The following is a 25,619-nucleotide window of genomic DNA, read 5'->3' on the forward strand; positions in this document are numbered from 1 at the left end:
ACGCAGGCGAGACGACGCAGGCGAGACGACTCAGGCGTGCCGGGCCGACCGACGGCGGGACCCCTCGGCGCGGTCGTGCCGCCGGAGCCGCTCGGCCAGCGAGAGGCGGACCGCCGGCCACTCCGACGCGATCACCGAGAACACCACGGTGTCGCGCAGGGTGCCGTCGCGGCCGATCGCGTGGTTCCGGAGCACACCGTCCTGCTTGGCGCCGAGGCCCGCGATGGCCGCCCGGGACTGCAGGTTGTGCCAGTGCGTGCGGAACTCGACCGCGATGCACTGCCACGCCTCGAACGCGTGCGACAGCATGAGCAGCTTCGACTCGGTGTTGATCCCCGAACGCTGCGCGGACCTGGCCAGGAAGGTGCTGCCGATCTCGACACGGCGGTTGCCCGAGTCGATGTTCATGAAGGTCGTCGCACCCACCACCCGGCCGGTCGGGCGGTCCCGCACGGCGAAGGGCACCATGCGGCCGGCCTCGTGCTCGGCGAGCCGCCGGTCGATCTCGGCCTCGACCTGTGCCGGGGCGGGCACCGAGGTGTACCAGGTGCGCCACAGATCGCCGTCCGCGACCGCCGCCCGCAGGTCTTCCGCGTGCTCCTGCCCGAGGGGCTCGAGCGTCACACGGTCGCCGGTCAGGGTGGGCACGGGGGCGATCTCCATGACCATGCATCCTAGGGTCGCCGACCCTGGCGGAACCCGGTCGGACGCCGACCCTGTGGAGAGGGACAGCATCGCCCGGGCGGCTATCGTGACGGACGTGGCAGAACGCACCCAGGAGAAGTACCAGGTCCGGTTCGCGTGGGGTCCCGGAGGTGCGGCGCGGATCGCCCACGGCGCCCACTTGCTCGTCTGGGTCGACGCCCTGCCGGCGACCTCCGACGCCGCAGCACAGCGGCGCGCGCTGCGGAACGTGACCGCCCAGCTGCCGCAGGGTCCGGAGGTCGTGCTCGGCCACCTCGGCAACGCGGCGGTGGTCGCGGAACGGGTGACGGGCCTCCAGGCCGCACGCGGTGACCGGTGCGTCGTCGCGATCGTTGCCGCCGGGCTGCACCACACCGCAGCCCTCGACGACGCGGCCGAGGCGGCGGGTGAGTCCGTCGACGTCGCCGACGCACCCGACTTCGCCGTCGAGGACCTGCTCGCCGCCGGAGCCGTCGTCGACGCGCTCGCCGAGGTCGGCATCGACCACACCTCACCCGAGGCCGCCGCGGCCTGCGCGGCGTACACGGGGCTGCGCCGCGCAGTGCGGCACCTGGTCAGCGCGTCCGAGGGAGCCGCCGTCCTGAGCCGTGACGAGGTGCACGCGGCGCTCGCCGCGGGCGCCGACCTGACCGTCCTGCGGGAATCGGGGGAGCGCGCGTAGCGTTCGCCCCGTCACGGAACCAGCGAGCGAAGGAGCAACGCCATGAAGGCAGTCGTCGGCGACACGGTGATCGCGGAGGCCCCCGAAGAGGACCTCATCAAGATCGAGGGCAACTGGTACTTCCCGCCGTCGAGCGTGAAGACCGAGCTCTTCACCGAGAGCCCCACCCAGTACCACTGCCCGTGGAAGGGCGACACCCAGTACTTCACGGTGAACGTCGACGGACAGGCGCTGCAGGACCGCGCGTGGTCGTACCCGACGCCGATCCCGTCGTCGTTCGACCGCGTCGGCAAGGACTACTCGGGCTACGTCGCGTTCTGGAAGGACGTCCAGGTCGTCGACTGACGACCGCCCGTCCCTGACCGGCTGCGCCTCAGCCGGTCAGGGTGAGCACGACCAGTGCGACGTTGAGCGCCACGATGACCGCCGCGATCACCCACGCCACCACGCGGGTGGTCGCGGCGTTCACGTCGGTCCCCATCACGCTCCGTCGCGACGTGTAGACCACCAGGGGCACGATCGCGAAGGCGATCCCGAAGCTCAGCACCACCTGGCTGACGACGAGCAGCATCGTCGCGTCGGCGTTCAGCGCGAGCAGCACGATCGCGGGCACCAGGGTGATCGCGCGCCGGGCCACGAGCGGGATCCGCACGTGCAGCAGGCCCTTCATGATCTCCGCGCCGGCCATGCAGCCCACCGAGGTCGAGGCCAGGCCGGACGCGAGCAGGCCCACGGCGAAGAGCACTCCGACGACCGGGCCGACGTTCTCGGCGATGGCGCGCTGCGCACCAGGGATGGAGTCGGTGCCCTCGACGCCCGGCAGGGTGGCCGCGGCGAGGACGAGCATCGCGATGTTCACCCCGCCCGCGACGATCAGCGCGAGCCCGACGTCCCACCGGGTCGCGACGAGCACCCGGCGACGCTCCGGCCCGGCGGGGACGTCCCCGTGGCGGTCCCGGGCGAGCGCCGAGTGCAGGTACACCGCGTGCGGCATCACGGTCGCACCGAGCATCGAGGCCGCGAGCAGCACCGACCCGGCGCCCTCGAACCGCGGCACGAGCCCGGCGACCAGGTCGGCCGGTGCGACCCGGGCGAACAGCAGCCCGGCGCAGAAGCCCACCGTCAGGATCGCGAGCATCGCCGTCACCACGGTCTCGAACAGGCGCGTGCCCCGGCGGCTGTGCAGGGTCAGCAGGAGCATCGAGACGAGCCCGGTGATGATCCCGCCGACCACGAGCGGCAGGTCGAAGAGCAGGTAGAGCGCCAGCGCGCCGCCGATGACCTCGGCGATGTCGGTCGCGGCGGCGACGATCTCCGCCTGGCCCCAGAACAGCAGGCGCGGGGTGCGCCGCATCCGCAGGCCGAGGTGTTCGGGCAGTGACTTGCCCGTCACCACCCCGAGCTTGGCGGACAGGTACTGCACCACCACGGCGCTGGCGTTCGCGGCCACGAGCACCCAGAGCAGCAGGTACCCGTACTCGGCGCCGGCGGTCAGGTTGGCGGCGACGTTGCCCGGGTCGACGTAGGCGATGGCCGCGACGAAGGCCGGTCCGAGCAGGGTGAGCCCGGCTGCGCGACGACGCGGGGCACCGGATGGGTGCTCGTCGAGCCGGGGGCTGGCAGTGTCGGTCATGCACCGATACTGCCAGAGGATTTGGCGGACCGAATCTTTATCTTCGTCGTGTCGTGGTGCTGGGCGGTCGACACGCGTGCGTGCGTGTGTCGGGTGGTCACGGCCCGTCGGTTGCGAGGCCGTTGGCGGACGGTTGGTGACCGCTCGGCGAAGGTGAGCGGGGTGTCCTGACCGCTCGCGGAAGGCGGACGGGAGGCCCGTGGCGGCGCCTCCACGCGCCTCCTGTGCGGTCGGGTGGTCGCGACTCGTCGCTTGCTACGCGTCGGATGGTCGCAACCTGACGGTTGCGACGCCGTCGGGCGACGGTTGGTGACCGCTCGGCGAAGGTGAGCGGGGTGTCGCGACCGCCCCCGGACCCCACACCGTCCGGATCACGCGACGGACGTGGTCGCCCAGTGCTCAGGTCGTGCTCACTCCGCGGCGCGGCGGGCGCGGTGCGCCCGGACCTTCGCCCGGTTGCCGCACCGCTGCATCGAGCACCAGCGCCGGGTCCCACCGCGCGACGAGTCGTAGAACACGAGGCCGCAGTCCTCGGCCGAGCACCGGCTCAGCCGCGTCGGCCGGCCGTCGGCCTCGACGTCGTCGAAGCCGACCTCGGTGAAGAGCGCGACGGCGTCGCGCGCGACGCTCGACAGGGCCTGCGCCAGGCGGACCCGGTTCGCTCCGGCGCGGCGTCGGCCACCCGGGAGGCTCGGGGGCACGTCCGGCAGGGCGGCGAACAGGTTGACGGTGTCGATGTCGTCGGGCGCGGGGCGCGTGCGGCCGGCTCCGGCACGCAGGCCCGCCGCCACGGCGGTGCGTTCCGCGGCGGTGCTCGCCGGCGCGGGGGCGGCGGCCACGGCGAGCCGGGCGATCGCGGCACGCAGGGCACGGGCGTCCTGCAGCTCGCGGGCACTGGCACCGACGTCGATCGGCTCGGTGTGCTCGCTGAGCCACTCGTCCAGGTCGGCCGGACTCGCGAGCAGTTCCCCGAGCTGCGACCGCGGTCGGCGTCCGGCGGGGTCGTCGGCGAAGCCACCCGTGTGCGCGAAGTCGAGAGCGATCCGTCCGGCGTCGAAGAACCAGGAGGAACCGGCGTCCGTGCGGATGTGCTGCCCCGTGTGCATCCGCCCAGGCTAACGGGTTACCGGCGCGCCTCCGTGCGTCGGGCCCCTCATGCGGTAGTCGACGCCATCGTGGCCGCGTCGTCGTCCGCGGTCCGGCGCCGCCACGTGATGACGTTCCGGGCATCGAACCGCCGGGAACAGCGGGCGCAGGCCAGGGGACGGGTGGGCGTGCGGTACCGGAAGTGCTCGTGCCCCGCGGGGCAGGTGCCGATCCAGGGGGCGAGCTCGCTGGCGATCGGCCCGTCGTGCAGCCGGGAGCCGGTGTACCCGATCGACGCGGCGGTGCGCTTCCACTTCGGTCCGTGTGCCGCCCGGGCGCCGGCGAGTGCGTGCGCGACCTCGTGCAGCAGGACCTGTTCGACGTCGTCGTCGGAGAACCGGGTGGCCAGGTGGCGGCTCACCGTGATCCGCTTCCGCGCGAAGTCGCACTGGCCGGCGCGGGTCTTGGCGTGGTCGAACCCGAACGCCCAGGTCCCGGCGCCGAGGTGTTCGGCGATGAGCGCCTCCGCGCGGACACGGACGGTCTCGAGCGCCGTCACTGCTCGGCGCGCGGGTCGGCCTGGCCCTTCTTCGCTGCCCGGGCCGCGATCCGGCCCCAGATGTCGTCGGCCTCGGTCCGGGCGGCGTCGGGTGCACCGAGCACGCGGCGGCGGATCGGCGGGACCTGCTTCACCGGCTCGGCGACACGGGTGGTGGGTTCGTCGTCCTCGGCGCGGCGGGCGGCGACTTCGCGGGCCGTCCGGGGCCGGTCGGACGGTTCCGCCGGGTTCGTGATCGATGCCCGCATGGCGGCCTCGACCGCGGTGCGCAAGGCGTCGGTGCGCTCGGACGGCGCCCCCGCCTGCCGGAAGGCCTGGTACGCCCGCGAGAGTGCGGCGCGGGCCTCGTCGAAGCGGTCGTTCTCGAACAGCGACCAGCCCTCGATCTCGGCCGCGGCGCCCTCGAGTTCCGGCCACTCTTCGGTCGCGGCGGTGTCGCGGGCCATGGCGGCCTCGGCGGCGGCGCGGTCGTGCCGCCCGAGGTCGTGCAGGACGTGCGCACGGCGGATCCGCGCAGCGACCTTGTCCTGGCGCTCCCCGGTGAACATCGCCAGGCGGAACACCTCTTCGGCGATGACGAGCGACTCGTCCAGACGACCGAGCAGGCGGAGGAGCTCGGCCCGTTCGGCGAGGGCGTCGGTGCTGCGGCTCTGGCCGAGGTCACGGAGCCGCTGGTGCACGGCGTCGACGTCGACCGCGGGTCGCAGGCTGATGGGCGCGAAGGTGCTGCCCGGGCTGACTCCGGCCGTCACGGGAGCCGCGTGGCGCGGTTCACGGGAACGGTCGGACGGGTCGGGCTGCTGGCGGTCGTCGGGCGGGAGGGACATCGGTTCGAGGGTAGCCGCGGTCTCCCGGGAGCGGTCGGTGCGACGCGCTCAGGTTGCGCGGGTGCCGCCGTCCGCGCCTGCCCCCGGGACGACGAACGGCCCGCCGTGCCGGAGCGCGACGGGCCGTTCGGAGTGGTCGATCAGGAGTTGGCGCCCACCGCGGCGGCAGCGGCCACGCCGACGTAGGTGACGAGCGTCGCGATCGTGGCGACGACGGCCAGGATGATCGCGAAGATGCCCCAGCCGCGACCACGCTTGGTCACCGCGGCGATGATGCCCTGCACGAGCGCCCAGAGCCCGAGGATCGCTGCGACGCCGGCGATCACCGCACCGACACCGATCTGCGAGATGACGGCCGGGTCGTTCATGAGCTGACGCTGCAGCTCCTGCTGGTCAGGGGTGGCACCACTGCTCGGCACGAGGTTGTTGATCGCGTCGCTGTTGGCGAGCGCCGATCCCATCACGTACCCGCCGATGACCCCGATGACGAGCGCGGCGAGTCCGAGGACGAACGCCACCACACCGAGGGTCTTCTTCTTGGGCTTCGGCTCGTCGTGGCTCTGCCAGGCCGGGGCACCGGAGTGCGCGGGCGCGGCGGCGTACGGCTGCTGGTCGTGGTGCTGGCCCTGGTCGTGGCGCTGCTGGTCGTTCCAGCTCGGCGTGCTCGACGGCTGGCCGTACTGCTGCTGGCCCTGCCCGTACTGCTCGCCGTACTGCGGGGTCGAGGTCGGCGCCGGGTCCACCCGCTCGCCGTACCGCGGGGCACCGGCGTCGGGCTGCTGCTGCGGGGCGTCGCCCCAGCGCGGCGCCTGGCCGTCGCCCGTCCGGTCCTGGTCGTTCCGGTCGTCGTTCGTCATCAGGGTTCCCATCGCTCGGTCGCGCACCTGCGCGGTCGTTCAGACCATCCTGACAGCCGGACCCGCCGAGTGCCCGAAGTCCGTCCCCGGCGACGCCCTCGGGCGGGCGTCAGCCCCCGAACACGCTCCGGTTCGGCTCGGGCGACGCGACCGCCGTCTGGTCGGTGACGATCGGCGCCCCGGCGATGAACGACCGGAGCTCCGCACCGTGCACGACCTTGGCCGGCATCGGGTCGGACGAGTACCGCCTGGGCATGTCCGCCGCCGGCAGGTCGGTCGGCGACCCGAGCAGCACGATGTTGCCGAACCGCCGGCCCTTGAGCATGCCGGTGTCCGCGACCGCGGCGACCGACGGCAGCACCGACTGCAGCGTCGACGCCTGCCCGCGGGCGAAGGCCAACCCGGCGCCGTCGGCCACGTTCACCGCGACGATGCCCGTCGGCGACAGGAACGCGGCGACCTCGCGGTAGAACTCGACGCTCGTCACGTGGGCGGGGATCTGCGAACCGCCGAAGACGTCCACCACCGCCAGGTCCACGGTGCCGCGAAGTCCGGCGGGCAGCTTGCCGAGGACCTCCCGGGCGTCGCCGTACCGCACCCGGATCGACGCGCCGCGGGGGAACGGCAGGGCCTCGCGCACGTGCTCGACCAGGTCGCGCTCGAGCTCGATCACCTGCTGCCGCGAACCCGGGCGGGTCACCGCGACGTACCGGGGCAGGGTGAGGGCGCCGGCGCCCAGGTGCAGTGCCGTGATCGGGCCGTCCGGCAGCAGGTCGATCGCGTGCCCGATCCGCCGGATGTACTCGAACGCCAGGTGCGTCGGGTCCTCGAGGTCCACGTGCGACTGCGGTGTGCCGTCCACCACCAGGGTGAAGGACCCCGGTCGGTGCCGGTCCGGCTCCACCACCGAGTACCCCGCACCGATCCGGAACCCGTCGAACGCATCAGCCATGCCGTCAATGGAACACCACCGCGATCACCACCCGCGCCCCCACCCGTGGTTGGTGTGCCAGCGGAGCGCCCGGAACGAGGCTGATCTCACCGGTCGCGGAACGCCGCCGGACCACCTCGAAAGGCACACCATGTCGGTCCAACTCCTCGCGAACGTGCTCATCGGCCTCGCCCTCGTCGGCTTCCTGGCGTACCGACAGGCGACCTGGCGGTCCCTCGACCCGGCGCGGATCTGGCGGGGCCCCCTCGTCATGGCGGTCGTCGGCGCGGTCGTCCTCGCACAGACCACGACGACCGTCACCACCACCGACGTCGTGTTCCTCGGCCTCGAGGCCCTGCTCACCGTCGGCGTCGGCCTCGCGATGGGGGCCATGACCCGGTTCCGCACCGTCACGACGCCGGACGACGAGGGGCGCACCCTGCAGTCCCGCACGGGCTGGCTCGGCGCCGGCCTCTGGATCGTCCTCATCGCCGCCCGCATCGGGCTCGACGTGCTCGGCGGCCACCTCGGTGCGCACTTGCTCACCTCGACCGGCACGGTCCTGCTCGTGCTCGCCCTGAACCGCGCCGCCCGCGCCCTGGTCGTCGACCAGCGCATCCCCCGGGGAGGCGCGGACACCGGCGGCGACCGTCGCCAGGGCGCCGGCCGCGGCATGATGGTGCGGTGAGCCTGCCGACCGACCCGGACCGGACCGATCCCGCCGGGGTCCGGTCCCGCTCGGTCGTCTCCTGGGGGCTCAACGCCGTCGGGATCGCCGTGGTCGCCTTCTGGTTCGTGCGGAACGGCCTCCTGCTCCACCACCCCGCGTGGGTCTGGGTCCTCGGGGCCGTGGCGCTCGCCGCCTGGGCCGTCCGCGAAGGGGCACGCACGCCCCGTGTGCTCGTCGCCGCAGCCGGCGTGATGATCGCCGCCGGATCCTGCACCGTGGTGCCGACCGACTCGCTCCTGGTCGTCCCGGTGATCGTCGGGCTCGTCGTCCTCGCCGCCGACCTCCGCCTGCCGGTCTGGACGGCTGCGGTCGCCGCGCTCGCCGCCGTCGTGGTGGTCGCCGTCACCGCGACGCTCGAGCAGACGTCGGTGCAGTTCGTCCTCGGGGTGAGCGGCGGGCTGCTGCTCGGCGTGCTCGTCGGCTTCGGTCGTCGGCAGGTCCGGATCACGACGGCGCAGGCTCGCGAGACCGAGCGGCAGCAGCAGCGCGCACGGCTCCTCGCCGACCGGTCGCGGGCGTCCCGGGACATCCACGACGTCCTCGCCCACTCGCTCGGCGGCCTGGTGCTGCAGCTCGACGCGGTCGAGGCCCTGCTCGAGGCCGGCCGCGTCGACGAGGCCACCCGCCGAGCCGGCGAGGCCCGCGCGCTGGCCGCGGACGGCCTGGCCGAGGCGCGGCGTGCGGTGCACGCGCTCCGTGACCAACCGCAGCCCGACCAGCCGGAGCGGACCCGTGCCTCCAGTCCGTCCGCCGACCACGCGTCGGGCCTGACGGCCCTGCTCGACGCGCACCGCTCGTTCGGCGGCGAGGTCGTCGTGCAGGGCGACGCGACCCTGGCGGTCCTCGATGACGACCACCGGGCCGCCGTGGTCCAGGTCGTCCGGGAGGCCCTCAGCAACGCCCGCAGGCACGCTCCCGGCCGCCCCGTGTCCCTGTCCGTGATCCGGGACGGCGAGGCCGTGGACGTCGTCGTGGCCAACCCGCTGCCGAGCGGTGGACAGGGGGTGCTCGGGATGCGCGAGCGGTTCGCGGAACTCGGCAGCGAGGCCACGGTGGAGGCCGAGCGTTCCGACGACGAGTTCGTCGTCGCCATGCACCTGCCCGTCGACGGTTCGGTCGATGCGGAGACCGCGGACGCTGCGGTCGTCGCCGAGGACGACCGCTCGTGACGATCCGGGTGCTCGTGGTCGACGACCAGGCCATCGTCCGCGACGGCCTGGTCACGGTGCTGTCACTCGTGCCCGACCTGCAGGTCGTCGGGCAGGCGACGGACGGTGCCGAGGCGATCGCCGCCGTCGACCGGCACGTACCCGACGTCGTCCTGATGGACCTGCGGATGCCGGGGGTCGACGGGCCGACCGCCACCGAGCGGATCGTCGCCGAGCACCCCGGGGTGGCGGTCCTGGTGCTGACGACCTACGCCGACGACGACTCCATCGTCACCGCGCTGCGGGCGGGAGCACGCGGCTACCTGACGAAGGACGCCGGGCGGGCGGAGATCGCGACCGCGGTGCGCGCGGTGGCCGCCGGGCAGTCGACCTTCGACGCGACCGTGGGGGCGCGGCTGGTGGCGCGCCTCGCCGCTGGTGCCGCTGCCGCTGCGCCTGCGTTCCACGATGCCGGTCCGTCGCTCGGTGCCCGGTTCCCGGACCTCACCCCGCGCGAAGTGGACGTCCTCGAGCGCATCGCGGACGGCCGGACGAACCCCCAGATCGCCGCCGAGCTGTTCCTGACGGTGCCGACCGTGAAGTCGTACGTGAACCAGGTGTTCGCGAAGCTCGGGGTCCGGACCCGCGCCGAGGCCGTCGCCCGCGTCCTGCGCTGACCGTCAGCAGCACACCGTCGTTCCCGGGTGACGCACTGCGGACACGTGAATGCGTACACATGGACAACCAGCGGACACCAAGACTCGTTGCGTACCGTTGGCGCCTGTCGTCACGACGCCAGAGCGTCGATGCGTGTGTGCCCCACACACCACGCGTCCGCCCGGACACCGTGACCACGACGTGCCCGTGAGCGCCCCCACCGCTCGAGCGTGCGCGTCGTCGGCGTGCTGCTGCGCGTCACCCCTCCGGCCACCCGCGCGCGCTGGCCGTCGAACGCACCGCACCCGATGACGAGTGCACCACTGCTGATCCGCCGCAGGAGACCTCCGTCATGACCGCCGACACCATGAGCGTGCCCACCGCTCGTTCCACCACCCCGGACGCCCGCCGGGCCGGCACCCGACCGACCCGGGTGATCCGGGCCTCCCGGCCGTCCCGCGCTTCCCGGCCGTCCCGTTCCTCCTTGCCGTTCCACGCCGACCGCGAGACGGCACCCACCTGGATGCGGGTCGTCGGCACGGCGCTGCTCGTCGGCGGCGCCGGCCTGTCCGCCGCCGTGCTCGGCTGGCCGGGGGACGCGCCGGAGGTCGCCCTGCTGGTGCCGGCCCTGCTCGCCGTCGCCCTCGGGTCGCTGCTCCTGCTCGCCCGTGCCGGGTTCACCGTCACCGAGCGGCACGTGACCCTGCACTTCCGTCCGCTCCCGCCGCGGCGCATCCCGCGCCGGCGGATCACCGACGTCCGCCTGGTCGAGGCGGACGCGGCCACCTACGGTGGCGTCGGCCTGCGGATCCGTCGCGGCGTGCGTGCGCTCATCCTCACCCCGGGGCTCGGGATCGAGCTCACGGACGACCGAGGCCGGGTCACGTTCGTCCGCACGCGTCGCCCGGAGGACGCGTTCCGTGCGCTGGCCGGACTGCCGGGCGGCCCGGGAGGCGCGGATCGCGTCGAGCGCGAGCGTCTGGGCTGAGCAGGGACCCGGCTGAGCAGGAACCCGGCTGAGCAGGGACCCGGCTGAGCAGGGACCCGGCTGAGCTGGGAATGGAAGCGGCGTGTGGCGGCTTATACACGCCACTGCCGAATCCGGTCAAGCCGGGACTGGACAGCGCGCCACGGAGCGAACTATGATGACAGTTCGCGCTCCCTGGCATCCGTGTCGTCATATTGCGGTCGACGCAGAGTCTTCAGAACCACCGAGTTCTGAGATGTACAGACTCATCTCGCCCTGGTGCAGCCGGACCCGTATATGGCGGCGGGTACCGCTCACGGAGATCATCCCACACGTGCACCGACGTTCCGCGTCAGGCACGCGTCGGCGTGGTCGCAGGGCTTGCATCTCAGGGTTCGCCGAGCGATCAATCCACTCACCTACACACTGCTCGTCAGTGTCGGCCCGACGGGGCCTACCGGAGGTCACACCCTTGGCTGCTGCGCCCAACGCATCCACCAACCCCAAGAACGGTCGCAACCACTCGCGACTCTCGTTCGCCAAGATCACGGACACCCTCACGGTTCCTGATCTGCTCGCACTCCAGACGGAGAGCTTCGACTGGCTCGTCGGCAACGACGTCTGGAAGGCCCGCCTCGCCGAAGGGCAGGAGCAGGGTCGTACCGACCTCGCGCTGCACTCGGGGCTCGAGGAGATCTTCGAGGAGATCTCCCCGATCGAGGACCTCGGCGAGACCATGCAGCTCTCGTTCACCGCGCCGGAGCTCGAAGACCCGAAGTACTCGATTGACGACTGCAAGGAGCGCGGCAAGACCTACGCCGCTCCGTTGTACGTCAACGCCGAGTTCATGAACCACATGACGGGTGAGATCAAGACGCAGACGGTCTTCATGGGCGACTTCCCGCTCATGACCGAACGCGGCACGTTCATCATCAACGGCACCGAGCGCGTCGTCGTGTCGCAGCTCGTCCGTTCGCCCGGCGTGTACTTCGAGCGCCAGCAGGAGAAGACCTCCGACAAGGACATCTACTCGGCGCGGATCATCCCGTCGCGTGGTGCCTGGCTCGAGTTCGAGATCGACAAGCGCGACCAGGTGGGCGTGCGCATCGACCGCAAGCGCAAGCAGTCCGTGACCGTCTTCCTCAAGGCCCTCGGCCTGACGAGCGAGGAGATCATGGACGAGTTCCAGGGCTTCGCGTCGATCGAGTCGACCCTCGAGAAGGACGCCGTCCTCACGAAGGAAGAGGCGCTCAAGGACATCTACCGCAAGCTCCGTCCGGGCGAGCAGGTCGCTGCCGAGGCCGCGCGTGCGCTCCTCGACAACTTCTACTTCAACCCGAAGCGCTACGACCTGGCGAAGGTCGGCCGCTACAAGGTCAACCGCAAGCTCGGCATGGACGCCCCGCTGTCCGACTCGGTGCTCACCGTCAAGGACATCGTCGCGACGATCAAGTACCTGGTGTCGCTGCACGCTGAGCGCACCACGATCGACGGCGTCCGTGACGGCGAGCCGGTGCAGCTGCGCCTCGACGTGGACGACATCGACCACTTCGGCAACCGTCGCATCCGCGCCGTCGGCGAGCTCATCCAGAACCAGGTCCGCACGGGTCTGTCCCGCATGGAGCGCGTCGTCCGCGAGCGCATGACCACGCAGGACATCGAGGCGATCACGCCCCAGACGCTCATCAACGTGCGTCCGGTCGTCGCCGCGATCAAGGAGTTCTTCGGAACGTCCCAGCTGTCGCAGTTCATGGACCAGAACAACCCGCTCGCGGGCCTGACGCACAAGCGTCGTCTCTCGGCCCTCGGCCCGGGTGGTCTGTCCCGTGAACGTGCCGGCGTCGAGGTCCGTGACGTCCACCCGTCGCACTACGGCCGCATGTGCCCGATCGAGACCCCGGAAGGCCCGAACATCGGCCTGATCGGTTCGCTCGCGTCGTTCGGTCGGATCAACTCCTTCGGCTTCATCGAGACCCCGTACCGTCGCGTCGTCAACGGCGAGGTCACGAAGACCATCGACTACCTCACCGCTTCGGAAGAGGACGACTTCGTCGTCGCGCAGGCCAACGCCCCGCTGACGAACGACTTCCACTTCGCCGACGACAAGGTGCTCGTCCGCAAGAAGGGTGGCGAGGTCGAACTCGTCGCCAAGGACGAGGTCGACTACATGGACGTCTCCCCGCGCCAGATGGTGTCGGTCGCGACGTCGCTCATCCCGTTCCTCGAGCACGACGACGCGAACCGCGCCCTCATGGGTGCGAACATGCAGCGTCAGGCCGTCCCGCTGCTCCGTTCCGAGTCGCCGCTCGTCGGCACCGGCATGGAGGGCTACACGGCCATCGACGCCGGCGACGTCGTCACCGCCGACAAGGCCGGTGTCGTCTCCGAGGTCTCGGCCGACGCCGTCACCCTGCAGCTCGACGAGGGCGGCACGCAGACCTACTACCTGCGCAAGTTCGACCGCTCCAACCAGGGCACGAGCTACAACCACCGCGTCATCGTCTCCGCAGGCGAGCGCGTGGAGCAGGGCGAGGTCATCGCCGACGGTCCCGCGACGGAGAACGGCGAGCTCGCGCTCGGCAAGAACCTCCTCGTCGCGTTCATGCCGTGGGAGGGCTACAACTACGAGGACGCGATGATCCTGTCGCAGAACCTCATCAAGGACGACACGCTCTCCTCGATCCACATCGAGGAGTACGAGGTCGACGCCCGCGACACCAAGCTCGGCAAGGAGGAGATCACCCGTGACCTCCCCAACGTCAGCCCGGACCTGCTGGCCGACCTCGACGAGCGTGGCATCATCCGCATCGGTGCCGAGGTCCGCCCCGGCGACATCCTCGTCGGCAAGGTCACGCCGAAGGGCGAGACCGAGCTGAGTGCCGAGGAGCGTCTGCTCCGTGCCATCTTCAACGAGAAGTCGCGCGAAGTCCGCGACACCTCGCTCAAGGTGCCCCACGGTGAAGAGGGCACGATCATCGGCGTCAAGGTGTTCGACGCGCAGGACGGCGACGACGAGCTCGGCTCGGGCGTCAACCAGCGCGTGGTCGTCTACATCGCCCAGAAGCGCAAGATCACCGCGGGTGACAAGCTCGCCGGTCGTCACGGCAACAAGGGCGTCATCTCGACCATCCTCCCGGTCGAGGACATGCCGTTCCTCGCCGACGGCACCCCCGTCGACATCGTCCTCAACCCGCTCGGCGTCCCCGGCCGCATGAACTTCGGCCAGGTGCTCGAGATCCACCTCGGGTGGCTCGCCAAGCAGGGCTGGAACGTCGAGGGCATCCAGGACTGGGCCGAGAACCTGCCGGAGGCAGCGCACAGCGCCGAGCCCGGCACCAAGGTCGCCACCCCGGTGTTCGACGGTGCGTACGAGCGTGAGATCGAGGGCCTCCTCGACTCGACCCTCCCGAACCGCGATGGCGAGCGCCTGATCGGCTCGTCCGGCAAGGCGCAGCTCTTCGACGGCCGCTCCGGCGAGCCGTTCCCGGAGCCCGTCTCGGTCGGCTACATGTACATCCTCAAGCTGCACCACCTGGTCGACGACAAGATCCACGCGCGTTCGACCGGTCCGTACTCGATGATCACGCAGCAGCCGCTGGGTGGTAAGGCGCAGTTCGGTGGACAGCGATTCGGTGAGATGGAGGTGTGGGCGCTCGAAGCGTACGGCGCCGCCTACGCCCTCCAGGAGCTCCTGACGATCAAGTCCGACGACATCCTCGGCCGCGTGAAGGTCTACGAGGCGATCGTCAAGGGCGAGAACATCCAGGAACCCGGCATCCCCGAGTCCTTCAAGGTCCTCATGAAGGAGATGCAGTCGCTCTGCCTGAACGTCGAGGTCCTCTCGGCCGACGGCCAGGCGGTCAGCCTGCGCGACAACGATGACGAGGTCTTCCGCGCTGCGGAGGAGCTGGGCATCAACATCTCCTCGCGGTTCGAGTCGTCCTCTGTCGACGACATCTGATCCCGCCCGTACATCGAAGCCTGAATCAGCAAGAGAGAAGAACATTGCTCGAAGCAACTTCCTTTGACGCCATTCGGATCGGCCTCGCGACCGCCGAGGACATCCGTCAGTGGTCGTACGGCGAGGTCAAGAAGCCGGAGACCATCAACTACCGCACCCTGAAGCCCGAGAAGGACGGTCTGTTCGGCGAGCAGATCTTCGGTCCTTCCCGCGACTGGGAGTGCGCCTGCGGCAAGTACAAGCGTGTCCGGTTCAAGGGCATCGTCTGCGAGCGCTGCGGCGTCGAGGTCACCAAGTCCTCGGTCCGTCGTGAGCGCATGGGCCACATCGAGCTCGCTGCCCCCGTCACGCACATCTGGTACTTCAAGGGCGTCCCGTCGCGCCTCGGGTACCTCCTCGACATGGCGCCGAAGGACCTCGAGAAGGTCATCTACTTCGCGGCGTACATGATCATCGACATCGATGAAGAGGGCCGTCACGCGGACATGCCGGGTCTCGAGAACGAGATGCGTCTCGAGATCAAGACCCTCGAGGGCCAGCGCGACTCGATCATCGCCGACCGCCTCAAGAAGCTCGAGGACGACCTCGCAGCCCTTGAGGAAGAGGGTGCGAAGGCCGACGTCAAGCGCCGCACCAAGGACACCGCCGAGAAGGAGATGTCCCAGGTCCGCAAGTCGTTCGACGAGGACATCACCCGTCTCGAGCGTGTGTGGGAGGACTTCCGCAACCTCAAGGTGGGCGACCTCAAGCCCGAGGACGCCGTCTTCCACGAGCTCCAGGACCGGTTCGGGATCTACTTCGACGCCTACATGGGCGCCGAGGCGATCAAGCTCCGGCTCGAGGCGTTCGACCTGGCCGCCGAGGCCGAGGCACTGCGTCTGCAGATCGCCGAGGGCAAGGGCCAGAAGAAGATCCGCGCGATCAAGCGTCTGCGCGTCGTCAGCTCCTTCCTCGCCACCGGCAACTCGCCGGCCGCGATGGTGCTCGGCGTCGTGCCGGTCATCCCGCCGGAGCTGCGCCCGATGGTGCAGCTCGACGGTGGCCGTTTCGCCACGTCGGACCTCAACGACCTCTACCGTCGTGTGATCAACCGCAACAACCGTCTCCGCCGCCTGCTCGACCTCGGTGCCCCCGAGATCATCGTGAACAACGAGAAGCGCATGCTGCAGGAAGCGGTCGACGCGCTGTTCGACAACGGTCGTCGTGGACGTCCGGTCACGGGTACCGGCAACCGCGCGCTGAAGTCCCTGAGCGACATGCTCAAGGGCAAGCAGGGTCGTTTCCGCCAGAACCTGCTCGGCAAGCGTGTCGACTACTCGGGCCGTTCGGTCATCATCGTCGGCCCGCAGCTGAAGCTGCACCAGTGCGGTCTGCCCAAGCAGATGGCGCTGGAGCTCTTCAAGCCGTTCGTCATCAAGCGCCTCATCGACCTGTCGCACGCGCAGAACATCAAGTCGGCCAAGCGCATGGTCGAGCGTTCGCGTCCGCAGGTGTGGGACGTGCTCGAGGAGATCATCCGCGAGCGCCCCGTCCTGCTGAACCGTGCGCCGACGCTGCACCGTCTGGGCATCCAGGCGTTCGAGCCGCAGCTCGTCGAGGGCAAGGCCATCCAGCTCCACCCGCTCGTGTGTGCTGCGTTCAACGCGGACTTCGACGGCGACCAGATGGCCGTGCACCTGCCGCTGTCGGTCGAGGCCCAGGCCGAGGCCCGCATCCTGATGCTCGCTTCGAACAACATCCTGAAGCCGTCCGACGGCCGCCCGGTGACCCTGCCCGCACAGGACATGATCATCGGTCTGCACCACCTCACGACCGTCCGCGAGGGCGCCGTGGGCGAGGGCCGTGCGTTCTCGTCGGTGGCCGAGGCGATCCTGGCGAACGACCAGCACACGCTGCACCTCAACGCGATGGTGAAGATCCGCATGACGGGTGTCCACTTCGCCGAGGGTGAAGCACCCGAGGGCTACGAGCAGGGCGACACCGTGCTGCTCGAGACGACCCTGGGCCGTGCGCTCTTCAACGAGACCCTGCCGGCGAACTACCCGTTCGTCCAGAAGGTCACGGACAAGGGCGTGCTCTCCGCGATCGTCAACGACCTCGCCGAGCGCTACTCCAAGACCGAGACGGCCGCTGCGCTGGACCGGATCAAGGACGCCGGCTTCTACTGGGGCACCCGCTCCGGTGTGACCGTCGCCCTGTCGGACGTCGTGACGCCTCCTCGCAAGAAGGAGATCATCGCGGGCTACGAGATCCAGGCCGCCAAGGTGCAGGGCGAGTTCGACAAGGGTCTGATCACCGACTCCGAGCGTCGCGCCGACCTGATCAAGATCTGGACCGAGGCCACGAACGAGATCGCGCAGGAGATGCGCGACAACTTCCCGGTCGACAACACCATCAACCGCATGGTGTCGTCCGGTGCTCGTGGTAACTGGCTCCAGGTCCGCAACATCGCCGGTATGCGTGGTCTGGTGAACAACCCGAAGGGCGAGATCATCGCCCGCCCGATCATCAACTCGTACCGCGAGGGCCTGACCGTGGCGGAGTACTTCATCGCCACCCACGGTGCTCGTAAGGGTCTTGCCGACACCGCGCTCCGTACCGCGGACTCCGGGTACCTCACCCGTCGTCTCGTGGACGTGTCGCAGGACGTCATCATCCGCGAGGACGACTGCGGCACGACGCGTGGCCTCGAGCTGCCGATCGCGACCGTGGACGCCGACGGCAAGCTCGTCCGCGACCCGCGCGTCGAGAACACCGTGTACTCCCGCACCCTGGCCACCGAGGCCGTGGACGCACAGGGCACGGTCGTGGCAGAGGCCGGTGAGGACGTCGGTGACGTGCTGATCGACAAGCTTCTCGCGGCCGGTGTCGAGAGCATCAAGGTGCGCTCGGTCCTGACCTGCGAGTCCGCCGTCGGTGTCTGCGCGAAGTGCTACGGCCGTTCGCTCGCCACGGGCAACCTCGTCGACATCGGCGAGGCGGTCGGCATCATCGCCGCCCAGTCCATCGGTGAGCCCGGTACCCAGCTGACGATGCGTACCTTCCACACGGGTGGTTCGGCCTCGGCCGACGACATCACCCAGGGTCTGCCGCGTGTCACGGAGCTCTTCGAGGCGCGTACCCCCAAGGGCGCGTCCCCGATCGCCGAGGCCCCCGGCCGCGTCGTGGTCGAGGACACGGACAAGGGTCGTCGGATCATCCTCACGCCGGACAACGGCGACGAGCCGTTCATCTACCCGGTGCTCAAGCGTGCGACGCTCCTCATCGAGGACAACCAGCACGTCGAGCTCGGCGAGCAGTTCATCGCCGGCACCGTCGACCCGAAGGAAGTCCTCCGGGTCAAGGGTGTCCGAGAGGTCCAGAAGCACCTGGTCAACGGTGTGCAGGACGTCTACGGCTCGCAGGGTGTGCCGATCCACGACAAGCACATCGAGGTCATCGTCCGCCAGATGCTCCGCAAGGTCACCGTCGTCGACCACGGCGACACCGACCTGCTGCCGGGTGAGCTCGTCGACCGGTCGCGCTACAACGCGCTGAACCGTGCGGCGCTGCAGGAGGGTCGCAAGACCGCCTCGGCTCGCCAGGAGGTCATGGGCATCACGAAGGCGTCCCTCGCGACCGAGTCGTGGCTGTCCGCCGCTTCCTTCCAGGAGACCACCCGCGTGCTCACGCAGGCGGCCATGGAGGGCAAGCAGGACCACCTCGTCGGCCTCAAGGAGAACGTCATCATCGGTAAGCTCATCCCCGCCGGGACGGGCCTCAGCCGGTACCGTGACGTGGACGTGAACGCGACCGAAGAGGCGAAGGCGGAGCGGTACCCCAACCGCATCTTCGCCGACGACTCGTCGTTCTCGGACGCCGACCTGAGCTTCGTCGACTTCGACAGCTTCTCGTCGGACGACTTCACGCCGGGCACGTACAACTGAGCCTGATGTGATTCCATGAAGGCCCCGTCTCCGCAAGGAGGCGGGGCCTTCGTCGTGTCGTCACCAGGTGACGGCCTGGAGGCGCGGTGCGGGGCCGCCACGGGCCTCCCGTCCGCCGTGGGGTCGCGGCTAGAGCGCGCGGCCCGCGCCGTTGTCGCGGCCGGAACCGCGACCGGTCTCGTCGACCAGCGAGAACAGGCTCAGCACGTTGCCGTCGGGGTCGCGGACGTCGAACCAGTCGACCGCCCCGTCGACGCACTCGACGGGGCCGATGTCGATGCCGAGCGCGCCGATGCGTGCGTGCTGCGCGGCGACGTCGTCGACGCCGAAGCGGACGCTGACCGGGTTCTCCTCGGCCTGTTCGTCGACGTAGAGCTGGATCCAGATGCCGCCGACCTCGTACTCGGCGACGCCGTCCTCGGGCTCGAGGTCCGGCTCGGTGCGCTCGAAGACCGCGCCGTACCAGAGGCAGGACGCCTCGATGTCGGTGACGGGCAACCCCACGGTCACGCTCGTGATGTCCATGACTCATCATGTGCCCGGGTGGGGGTGTGCGTCGAGAGGGATTCCGCGGTGCCGCGCTGTCCGACCCGCATGGCAGGGTGGGGTGATGGCAACGCTGCGCGAACGGATCCCCGCCCCGACCCAGCTCGAGCTGCCGTCACCCGTGAGCGGCGTCGTCTTCCGCCCGGGGTCGCGTGACGACCTGGTGGGCATGCACGCGGTCGCAGTCGCTGCCGCCGCACTCGACGATCCTCCTGCCCGTCCCTCCACAGCGGACCTCGACCGCTCGTTGTCCACCGAAGGCCTCATCGTCGATCAGTACACGGTCGTCGGCGTCGATGCTGATGGACGTGTGCAGGCCTACGGCATCGTCATCGACGTCCCTTCGCGGGTCACCGCGGCACGGGCGGTGCTCGGCGGTGCCGTCCACCCCCGGTACCGGAGCCGTGGTGTCGGGCGCCGGCTCCTCGCCTGGCAGGTCGGTCGAGCGCGGCAACGGCTCGCCGCGCTCGACATCGACCTTCCCGCGACCCTCGACGTCGGAGGCCGCTCCGGTGCTCCCGTCCTCGCCCTCGCCGAGCGGCTCGGGTTCCGGTCGGTCCGGCACTGGGTCGAGATGGAGCTCGTCTTCGCCGACCATGCCGTCGACGACCTCCCGATGCCCGCGTTCCCTGATGATCTGGTCCTCCGTCGAGCGGCCCCGGACGACATCGAGCCGATGCGAGCCGCCAAGAACGACGCCTTCCGCGACCACTGGGGCTCGCAGCCGATGGTCGCGTCCGACTGGCGGGGCTTCCTCACCGCACCGAAGAGTCGGCTCGACCTGTCCCGACTCGTGCTCGATCCCCTGGGCAACGTGCTCGCGTTCGCCGTCGTCGAGGTCGATCCGGACGGGTTCGCCGCACGCGGACGGGCGTTCGGCTCCGTGCACTGGGTGGGGGTCGTCCGTTCGGCGCGTGGTCGCGGCTTGGCGCCGCTCGTGCTCGGCGCTGCACTCGCGGCGATGCGAGCGGACGGGCTGTCGGCTGCGGTGCTGGACGTCGACACCGAGAACCCGAGCGGCGCGGCCCGGATCTACGAGCGCCTTGGATTCGCCCGGGGCGAGGTCCACGTCACGGCCGCGTTGTCCCTCTGACCGGGGCCGAACGGGTCGTGGACCCCAGTTCTGGGTGCAGCCAGACCCCCTCCGCCCCCTCTTTCTGGGACTGCGGTCGGCGAGGGCGCCAGAAGTAGCGTGGTCGGGCGCCACATCCCTGGTGGTGCATCACCCGACGACGTCTCGCCGTGCGCGAGTCCAAGGAGGCACGGGACTCATGGCGACCCTGTCCGAGATCCTCATCCTGAACGGCGCGCTTCCGATCGAGCACCTCGATGCGATGACGGGCGACGAGGACCTCGACGAGCGCGCGATCCGGGGCCTGGTCGACCAGGGCGTCGTGAGCGAGGCCCAGTTCATCACGGCGCGGGCCGCGTCGAACAACTCGCGCACCGTGCCGCTCAGCGACTACCCGGTCGACGGCACCGCCGTGTCGATCCTGCCGGCCGCACTCTGCCGTCGCCACGGCGTGCTCGGTGTCGGGTTCGAGGGCGACCTCCTCATCCTCGCGATGGTGAACCCCACGAACGTGCTCGCGATCGACGACGCCCGCACCGCCTCGGGCCGCACGATCAAGCCGCTGCAGGTCGAGGAGCGCGACCTCGTCGCTGCCCTCGACCGGTACCTGCGCGCCGACGACGAACTGAACGACCTCACGTCGTCGCTGGAAGAAGAAGCGTCGACGACCTCGAATGCGCAGGTCGACATCGCCGACGGTGCCCTCGACGACGTCCCGATCGTCCGCTTCGTGAACCTGCTCGTGTCGCAGGCCATCCAGGACCACGCATCCGACATCCACATCGAGCCGGGCGAGCACGAGGTCCGGATCCGGTACCGCATCGACGGCGTGCTGCACGAGATGGCGCCGGCGCCGAAGAACATCCAGAACGGTGTGATCAGCCGTCTGAAGATCATGAGCGACATCGACATCGCCGAACGTCGCAAGCCGCAGGACGGCCGCATGTCGGTGCGGCACGGCGGCCGGCAGATCGACCTCCGCGTCGCGACGCTGCCCACCGTGTGGGGCGAGAAGGTCGTCATGCGGATCCTCGACAACACGAACACCTCGCTGACCCTCAAGGACCTCAACCTCCTCGAGCAGAACTTCCAGGCGTACCAGCGGTCCTACTCGAAGCCGTACGGCATGATCCTGGTCACCGGTCCTACCGGTTCGGGCAAGTCGACGACGCTGTACACGACCCTCAACGCCGTGGCGAAGCCCGAGATCAACGTCATCACGGTGGAGGACCCGGTCGAGTACCGGATGGCCGGCATCAACCAGGTGCAGGTCAACCCGAAGGCCGGCCTGACGTTCGCGTCCGCGCTCCGCTCGATCCTCCGGTCCGACCCCGACGTCGTGCTGCTCGGCGAGATCCGCGACCACGAGACCGCCCAGATCGCGATCGAGGCGTCGCTCACCGGGCACCTCGTGCTCTCGACCCTGCACACCAACGACGCGCCGTCGGCCGTGACCCGCCTGACCGAGATGGACATCGAGCCGTTCCTGGTCGGATCCGCCCTCGACTCCGTCGTCGCCCAGCGACTCGCACGCCGGCTGTGCGACCGGTGCAAGGCGCCAGCCGTGTACGAGATCGAGCAGCTCCAGGCGCTCGGGTTCCTGGCCCCCGGCGACGAGATGCCCGCGTTCTTCGCCCCGGTCGGCTGCGCGGTGTGCTCCAACACGGGGTACCGCGGGCGCATCGCGCTGCATGAGGTCATGACCGTGACCGAGGAGATCGAGCGGCTCGCCGTCGGTCGCGCCTCGAGCGCGGAGATCAGTCGCGTCGCCCAGCAGCAGGGCATGCTCACGCTCCGCCAGGACGGCTTCGAGAAGGTCAAGCTCGGCATGACGAGCGTTGACGAGATCCTGCGCGTCGTCGCGTGACCGGGGAACAGGACGAGCAGATGACCGACTCCGTGTACGACATCACCATGCCCGGCGACGAACCCGTCGCCGGATGGCACCCCGGCACCCCCGGCGCCGAGGTCGGCTCCCGCCGTGCCGCGCGTCTGGCCGCGGCCGCTGCCGCCCCGCCCGAGCAGGTCTACGACCTGACGGACGACTCGGCGCAGTGGCCCGCGCCCACCGGCACGCCCGTGGCCAGCCCGGTCACCGGGTCCGTGGGTGGTCCGGTCGCCGCGCCCGTGGCGCAGTCCGCCACCGCTCCTGCGACGCCGCCCGCCGCGGTGCCGTCGTCGACCGCCACCTACGGGTACGCCGAGCCGACGACCCAGCAGCTGCCGGCCATGTCGTACAGCGGCGCCCACCACGCCGCACCGGTGGCACCGGCTCCGGTTCCCGCCCCCGCCGCTGCGTCGGCTGGTGACATCGACTTCGCCCGGCACGCGCGTGAGGTCGCCGACCCCGACCTCATCACGGCACTGGCGCAGGTCGTCTACCAGGGGGCCTCCGACCTGCACGTCACGGCCGACGCCCCGCCCACCGTCCGCGTTGACGGCTCGCTCCGGCCGGCCGTGCCCGGAGGCGCGTGGTCGCGTGGCAAGGTCATCGCGGCACTCAAGACGCTGCTGTCCGTCGAACAGGCCGGGCAGTTCGACCACGACCAGGAGCTCGACTTCGCGTACTCGCTGTCGCCGGAGTACCGCTTCCGTGTGAACTACTACCAGCAGCGCGGCAACTGGGGTGCGGCGTTCCGCATCATCCCCACCAGGATCAAGACGCTCAAGCAGCTCGGCATCCCCGCGCACGTCGGTGACTTCGCCGGCCTGCCCCGTGGCCTGGTCCTCGTCACCGGCCCGACCGGCTCGGGCAAGTCGACCACGCTCGCCGCGCTCATCGACCTGGTCAACGAGAGCCGTGCTGACCACATCGTGACGGTCGAGGACCCGATCGAGTTCATGCACGACCACAAGCGGTCGATCATCAACCAGCGCGAGGTCGGCGCCGACACCCGCTCTTTCGCCTCCGCGCTCAAGCACGTGCTGCGGCAGGACCCCGACGTCATCCTGATCGGTGAGCTCCGCGACCTCGAGACCATCTCCGTCGCGCTCACCGCTGCCGAGACCGGCCACCTGGTGTTCGCCACCCTGCACACGCAGAGCGCACCCGGCACGATCGACCGCGTCATCGACGTCTTCCCGCCGCACCAGCAGGGGCAGATCCGCACCCAGCTCGCGGCCACCCTGCAGGGTGTCGTCTGCCAGACCCTCGTCCCGAAGGCCAACGGCGTCGGCCGGGTCGTCGCCACCGAGATCATGACGATCACCCCGGCCATCGGCAACCTCATCCGCGAGGGCAAGACGTACCAGATCACCTCTGCCATGCAGGCCGGCCGTGACCTCGGCATGCACACCATGGACCAGAACCTCGCCGAACTGGTCAACGTCGGCACCATCTCGCGCAAGGCCGCGATGGAGAAGGTGCACGACGAAGAGGGCTTCGACCGGCTCGTCCAGCGCGTCGAGTCCCCGTCCGACTCCTCGGCCGCCGCGATCGCCGCCAGCGGCATCGACTTCGGCGACAAGTTCTCCGGAGGTTACTGATGTCACTCGCGTTCGACTACCGCGGGCGTGACGGCGCCGGCAAGCTCGTGAAGGGCCGCCTCGACGCCGCGTCCGAAGGGGCCGTCGTCCAGCGTCTCCGGGGGATGGGCGTCTCCCCGATCGCGATCACCGAGGCGAAGGCCGGCACCGGGCTGCAGACCGAGATCAAGATCCCCGGGTTCGAGAAGGGCGTCGGGCTCAAGGACCTCGCGATCATGTCGCGGCAGGCCTCGACGATGCTCACCTCGGGGCTCTCGCTCCTGCGGGCCCTCACGATCCTGTCCGACCAGACCGAGAACAAGAAGCTCAAGGACATCCTCGGCAAGGTCCGCGACGACGTGGAGCGCGGCGTCTCGTTCTCCGACGCCGTCGCGAAGTACCCGGTCGACTTCCCGCCGATCATGATCAACATGATCCGTGCGGGGGAGACCGGCGGGTTCCTCGACCAGGCCATGGACTCCATCGCGACGAACTTCGAGAAGGAGCACAAGCTCCGCTCGACGATCAAGTCGGCGATGACCTACCCGGTGGTCGTGCTGTGCATGTCACTCGCCGCCGTCGTGATCATGCTCATCTTCATCGTCCCGATCTTCCAGGACATGTTCTCGTCGCTCGGCGGTCAGCTGCCGTTGCCGACGCAGGTCCTGGTGACCCTGTCGCACGCGATGCGCTGGCTCGCACCGGTCCTCGCTGTCGCCGTGATCGTCGGCTGGCTGTGGTTCCGGGCGAACAAGAACACGGATCGCTTCCGGAGCTTCCGCGACCCGATCATGCTCCGCCTGCCGGTGTTCGGGGGACTGACCCGCAAGATCGTCATCGCGCGGTTCGCGCGGAACTTCTCGAACATGATCGGCGCTGGCGTCCCCATCCTGCAGGCCTTGTCCATCGTCGGCCAGGTATCGAACAACTTCGTGGTCCAGAAAGCACTCGAGCGCGTTGCGGAAGACGTCCGAAAAGGCGAATCAATTGCCGCGCCGTTGGCCCGGGAAAGCATTTTCCCGGCAATGGTCTCGCAAATGGTCGCCGTCGGCGAGGACGCCGGTTCGCTGGAGATCATGCTCGAGAAGATAGCGGTCTTCTACGACTCCGAAGTCGAGTCGACGACCGAGTCGCTGACTGCCCTGATCGAGCCGCTCCTCATTGCGTTCCTGGGCGTCGTCGTGGGTGGCATGATCATCGCGCTCTACCTGCCGATCTTCCAGATCACGTCGTTGGTGAAGTAAGGGCCGCCCCTCGTGCGGGGGTGGAACGCGAGGGGACGCCCCCGTTACTGGGGGCAATTCCGAGGGCTCGGACCCCCCGTTCTCGGGATTCCGCCTCGAATCGCCGCTGAATACTCTTGTCAGCGGCGGCGGAGCACTCCCCGGCACATTCTCCCATCGCATTCCCCCAAGAACGGAACCACCATGTACTTCGCTCTCATGGGCAAGCTCGACGCTCGCCGCAAGGGTCTCCTCGAGGACAAGGAGAAGGGCTTCACGCTCATCGAGCTCCTCGTCGTCGTCATCATCATCGGCATCCTCGCCGCCATCGCCATCCCGGTGTACCTGAACGTGCAGAACAACGCGAAGGACTCGGCCGTCAAGAGCGACCTCGCGAACGCGAAGACCGCGGTCATCGCCTACCAGACGGAAAGCGGCAAGCTCCCGGACGGCAGCACCACCGGACAGAAGCTGGTCGCCGACACCACCGAGCTCGGCAAGTACGGGCTGACGGTCAGCGACAACACCAAGGACCTGAAGTACGGCGCCACCCCCGTGAGCGGCGCCACGACGTTCTGCATCCAGGAGACGTCGGCCACGGGCAAGACCTTCCGCATCACCGAGTCGACCTCGGTCGTCGAGAAGGCCTGCGGCGCGGCGTAGTC

The 25,619-nt window shown here is 69.9% G+C and carries 21 protein-coding genes; 13 read left to right on the forward strand and 8 right to left on the reverse strand.

Annotated features, from left to right (window positions below; genetic code table 11):
* Positions 1–30: 30 nt before the first annotated feature.
* Positions 31–669: a GNAT family N-acetyltransferase gene (locus DEJ27_RS10720; protein WP_027466757.1), complete on the reverse strand. Its 639-nt coding sequence runs from the start codon at positions 667–669 to the stop codon at positions 31–33.
* 91 nt (positions 670–760) lie between these two features.
* Here DEJ27_RS10720 and DEJ27_RS10725 point away from each other — a divergent pair, with 91 nt between their 5' ends.
* Both DEJ27_RS10725 and DEJ27_RS10730 read left to right on the forward strand, forming a co-directional pair.
* The gene (locus DEJ27_RS10725; RefSeq protein ID WP_258369843.1) at positions 761–1,366 is read left to right on the forward strand and encodes a hypothetical protein; all 606 of its coding nucleotides are present in this window, start codon (positions 761–763) and stop codon (positions 1,364–1,366) included.
* 42 nt (positions 1,367–1,408) lie between these two features.
* Positions 1,409–1,711 carry a DUF427 domain-containing protein gene (locus tag DEJ27_RS10730; RefSeq protein WP_110859472.1) on the forward strand — a complete coding sequence of 101 codons (303 nt, stop codon included), beginning with the start codon at positions 1,409–1,411 and terminating at the stop codon, positions 1,709–1,711.
* 28 nt (positions 1,712–1,739) lie between these two features.
* Here the strand turns inward: DEJ27_RS10730 and DEJ27_RS10735 are convergent, their stop codons facing one another.
* From DEJ27_RS10735 to DEJ27_RS10760, 6 genes are all read right to left on the reverse strand, one after another.
* Positions 1,740–2,999: an Nramp family divalent metal transporter gene (locus DEJ27_RS10735; RefSeq protein ID WP_110859473.1), complete on the reverse strand. Its 1,260-nt coding sequence runs from the start codon at positions 2,997–2,999 to the stop codon at positions 1,740–1,742.
* A 410-nt stretch (positions 3,000–3,409) separates the two neighbouring features.
* On the reverse strand, positions 3,410–4,105 hold the full coding sequence (locus DEJ27_RS10740) for a CGNR zinc finger domain-containing protein (RefSeq protein WP_110859474.1): 696 nt from the start codon (positions 4,103–4,105) through the stop codon (positions 3,410–3,412).
* Positions 4,106–4,152: 47 nt separating this feature from the next.
* Positions 4,153–4,644, reverse strand: coding sequence for a SprT-like domain-containing protein (locus DEJ27_RS10745; protein WP_110859475.1), 492 nt, complete (start codon positions 4,642–4,644; stop codon positions 4,153–4,155).
* The gene (locus DEJ27_RS10750; RefSeq protein ID WP_110859476.1) at positions 4,641–5,471 is read right to left on the reverse strand and encodes a hypothetical protein; all 831 of its coding nucleotides are present in this window, start codon (positions 5,469–5,471) and stop codon (positions 4,641–4,643) included. Before DEJ27_RS10750 ends, DEJ27_RS10745 begins: the two co-directional genes overlap by 4 nt.
* Before the next feature lie 140 nt (positions 5,472–5,611).
* Positions 5,612–6,328, reverse strand: a complete 717-nt coding sequence (locus DEJ27_RS10755) for a DUF308 domain-containing protein (protein ID WP_146238508.1) — start codon at positions 6,326–6,328, stop codon at positions 5,612–5,614.
* Between the two features lie 109 nt (positions 6,329–6,437).
* Positions 6,438–7,280: a spermidine synthase gene (locus tag DEJ27_RS10760; RefSeq protein ID WP_110859478.1), complete on the reverse strand. Its 843-nt coding sequence runs from the start codon at positions 7,278–7,280 to the stop codon at positions 6,438–6,440.
* A 130-nt stretch (positions 7,281–7,410) separates the two neighbouring features.
* Between DEJ27_RS10760 and DEJ27_RS10765 the strand changes: the two genes are divergently transcribed.
* The 6 genes from DEJ27_RS10765 to rpoC all read left to right on the forward strand — a co-directional run bounded on the left by DEJ27_RS10765 (position 7,411) and on the right by rpoC (position 18,648).
* A complete protein-coding gene (locus DEJ27_RS10765; RefSeq protein WP_110859479.1) occupies positions 7,411–7,947 on the forward strand; it encodes a hypothetical protein in 537 nt (178 codons plus the stop codon).
* On the forward strand, positions 7,944–9,158 hold the full coding sequence (locus DEJ27_RS10770) for a sensor histidine kinase (protein WP_110859480.1): 1,215 nt from the start codon (positions 7,944–7,946) through the stop codon (positions 9,156–9,158). Before DEJ27_RS10765 ends, DEJ27_RS10770 begins: the two co-directional genes overlap by 4 nt.
* A complete protein-coding gene (locus DEJ27_RS10775) occupies positions 9,155–9,814 on the forward strand; it encodes a response regulator transcription factor (protein WP_111090908.1) in 660 nt (219 codons plus the stop codon). Before DEJ27_RS10770 ends, DEJ27_RS10775 begins: the two co-directional genes overlap by 4 nt.
* 332 nt (positions 9,815–10,146) lie before the next feature.
* A complete protein-coding gene (locus DEJ27_RS10780) occupies positions 10,147–10,782 on the forward strand; it encodes a hypothetical protein (protein WP_111090909.1) in 636 nt (211 codons plus the stop codon).
* 451 nt (positions 10,783–11,233) lie between these two features.
* Positions 11,234–14,722: a DNA-directed RNA polymerase subunit beta gene (rpoB, locus tag DEJ27_RS10785; protein ID WP_110859483.1), complete on the forward strand. Its 3,489-nt coding sequence runs from the start codon at positions 11,234–11,236 to the stop codon at positions 14,720–14,722.
* A 44-nt stretch (positions 14,723–14,766) separates the two neighbouring features.
* Complete coding sequence (rpoC, locus tag DEJ27_RS10790; protein ID WP_110859484.1) at positions 14,767–18,648, forward strand: DNA-directed RNA polymerase subunit beta'; 3,882 nt, start codon at positions 14,767–14,769, stop codon at positions 18,646–18,648.
* A gap of 129 nt (positions 18,649–18,777) precedes the next feature.
* Here rpoC and DEJ27_RS10795 read toward each other — a convergent pair whose 3' ends face one another.
* Positions 18,778–19,173 (reverse strand): VOC family protein, encoded by a 396-nt coding sequence (locus DEJ27_RS10795; RefSeq protein ID WP_017885546.1) that lies wholly within the window; start codon positions 19,171–19,173, stop codon positions 18,778–18,780.
* Positions 19,174–19,258: 85 nt separating this feature from the next.
* Between DEJ27_RS10795 and DEJ27_RS10800 the strand changes: the two genes are divergently transcribed.
* The 5 genes from DEJ27_RS10800 to DEJ27_RS18120 all read left to right on the forward strand — a co-directional run bounded on the left by DEJ27_RS10800 (position 19,259) and on the right by DEJ27_RS18120 (position 25,617).
* On the forward strand, positions 19,259–20,287 hold the full coding sequence (locus tag DEJ27_RS10800; protein ID WP_110859485.1) for a GNAT family N-acetyltransferase: 1,029 nt from the start codon (positions 19,259–19,261) through the stop codon (positions 20,285–20,287).
* A 178-nt stretch (positions 20,288–20,465) separates the two neighbouring features.
* On the forward strand, positions 20,466–22,133 hold the full coding sequence (locus tag DEJ27_RS10805) for a GspE/PulE family protein (protein ID WP_110859486.1): 1,668 nt from the start codon (positions 20,466–20,468) through the stop codon (positions 22,131–22,133).
* A 20-nt stretch (positions 22,134–22,153) separates the two neighbouring features.
* The gene (locus DEJ27_RS10810; RefSeq protein ID WP_309147036.1) at positions 22,154–23,752 is read left to right on the forward strand and encodes a type IV pilus twitching motility protein PilT; all 1,599 of its coding nucleotides are present in this window, start codon (positions 22,154–22,156) and stop codon (positions 23,750–23,752) included.
* A complete protein-coding gene (locus DEJ27_RS10815) occupies positions 23,752–24,975 on the forward strand; it encodes a type II secretion system F family protein (RefSeq protein ID WP_110863226.1) in 1,224 nt (407 codons plus the stop codon). The genes DEJ27_RS10810 and DEJ27_RS10815 overlap by 1 nt, the downstream gene beginning before the upstream one ends.
* 183 nt (positions 24,976–25,158) lie before the next feature.
* Positions 25,159–25,617 (forward strand): prepilin-type N-terminal cleavage/methylation domain-containing protein, encoded by a 459-nt coding sequence (locus DEJ27_RS18120; protein WP_309146760.1) that lies wholly within the window; start codon positions 25,159–25,161, stop codon positions 25,615–25,617.
* The last annotated feature ends 2 nt before the right edge of the window (positions 25,618–25,619 follow it).

Source organism: Curtobacterium sp. MCPF17_018, assembly GCF_003234135.1.
Lineage (GTDB): Bacteria > Actinomycetota > Actinomycetes > Actinomycetales > Microbacteriaceae > Curtobacterium > Curtobacterium flaccumfaciens.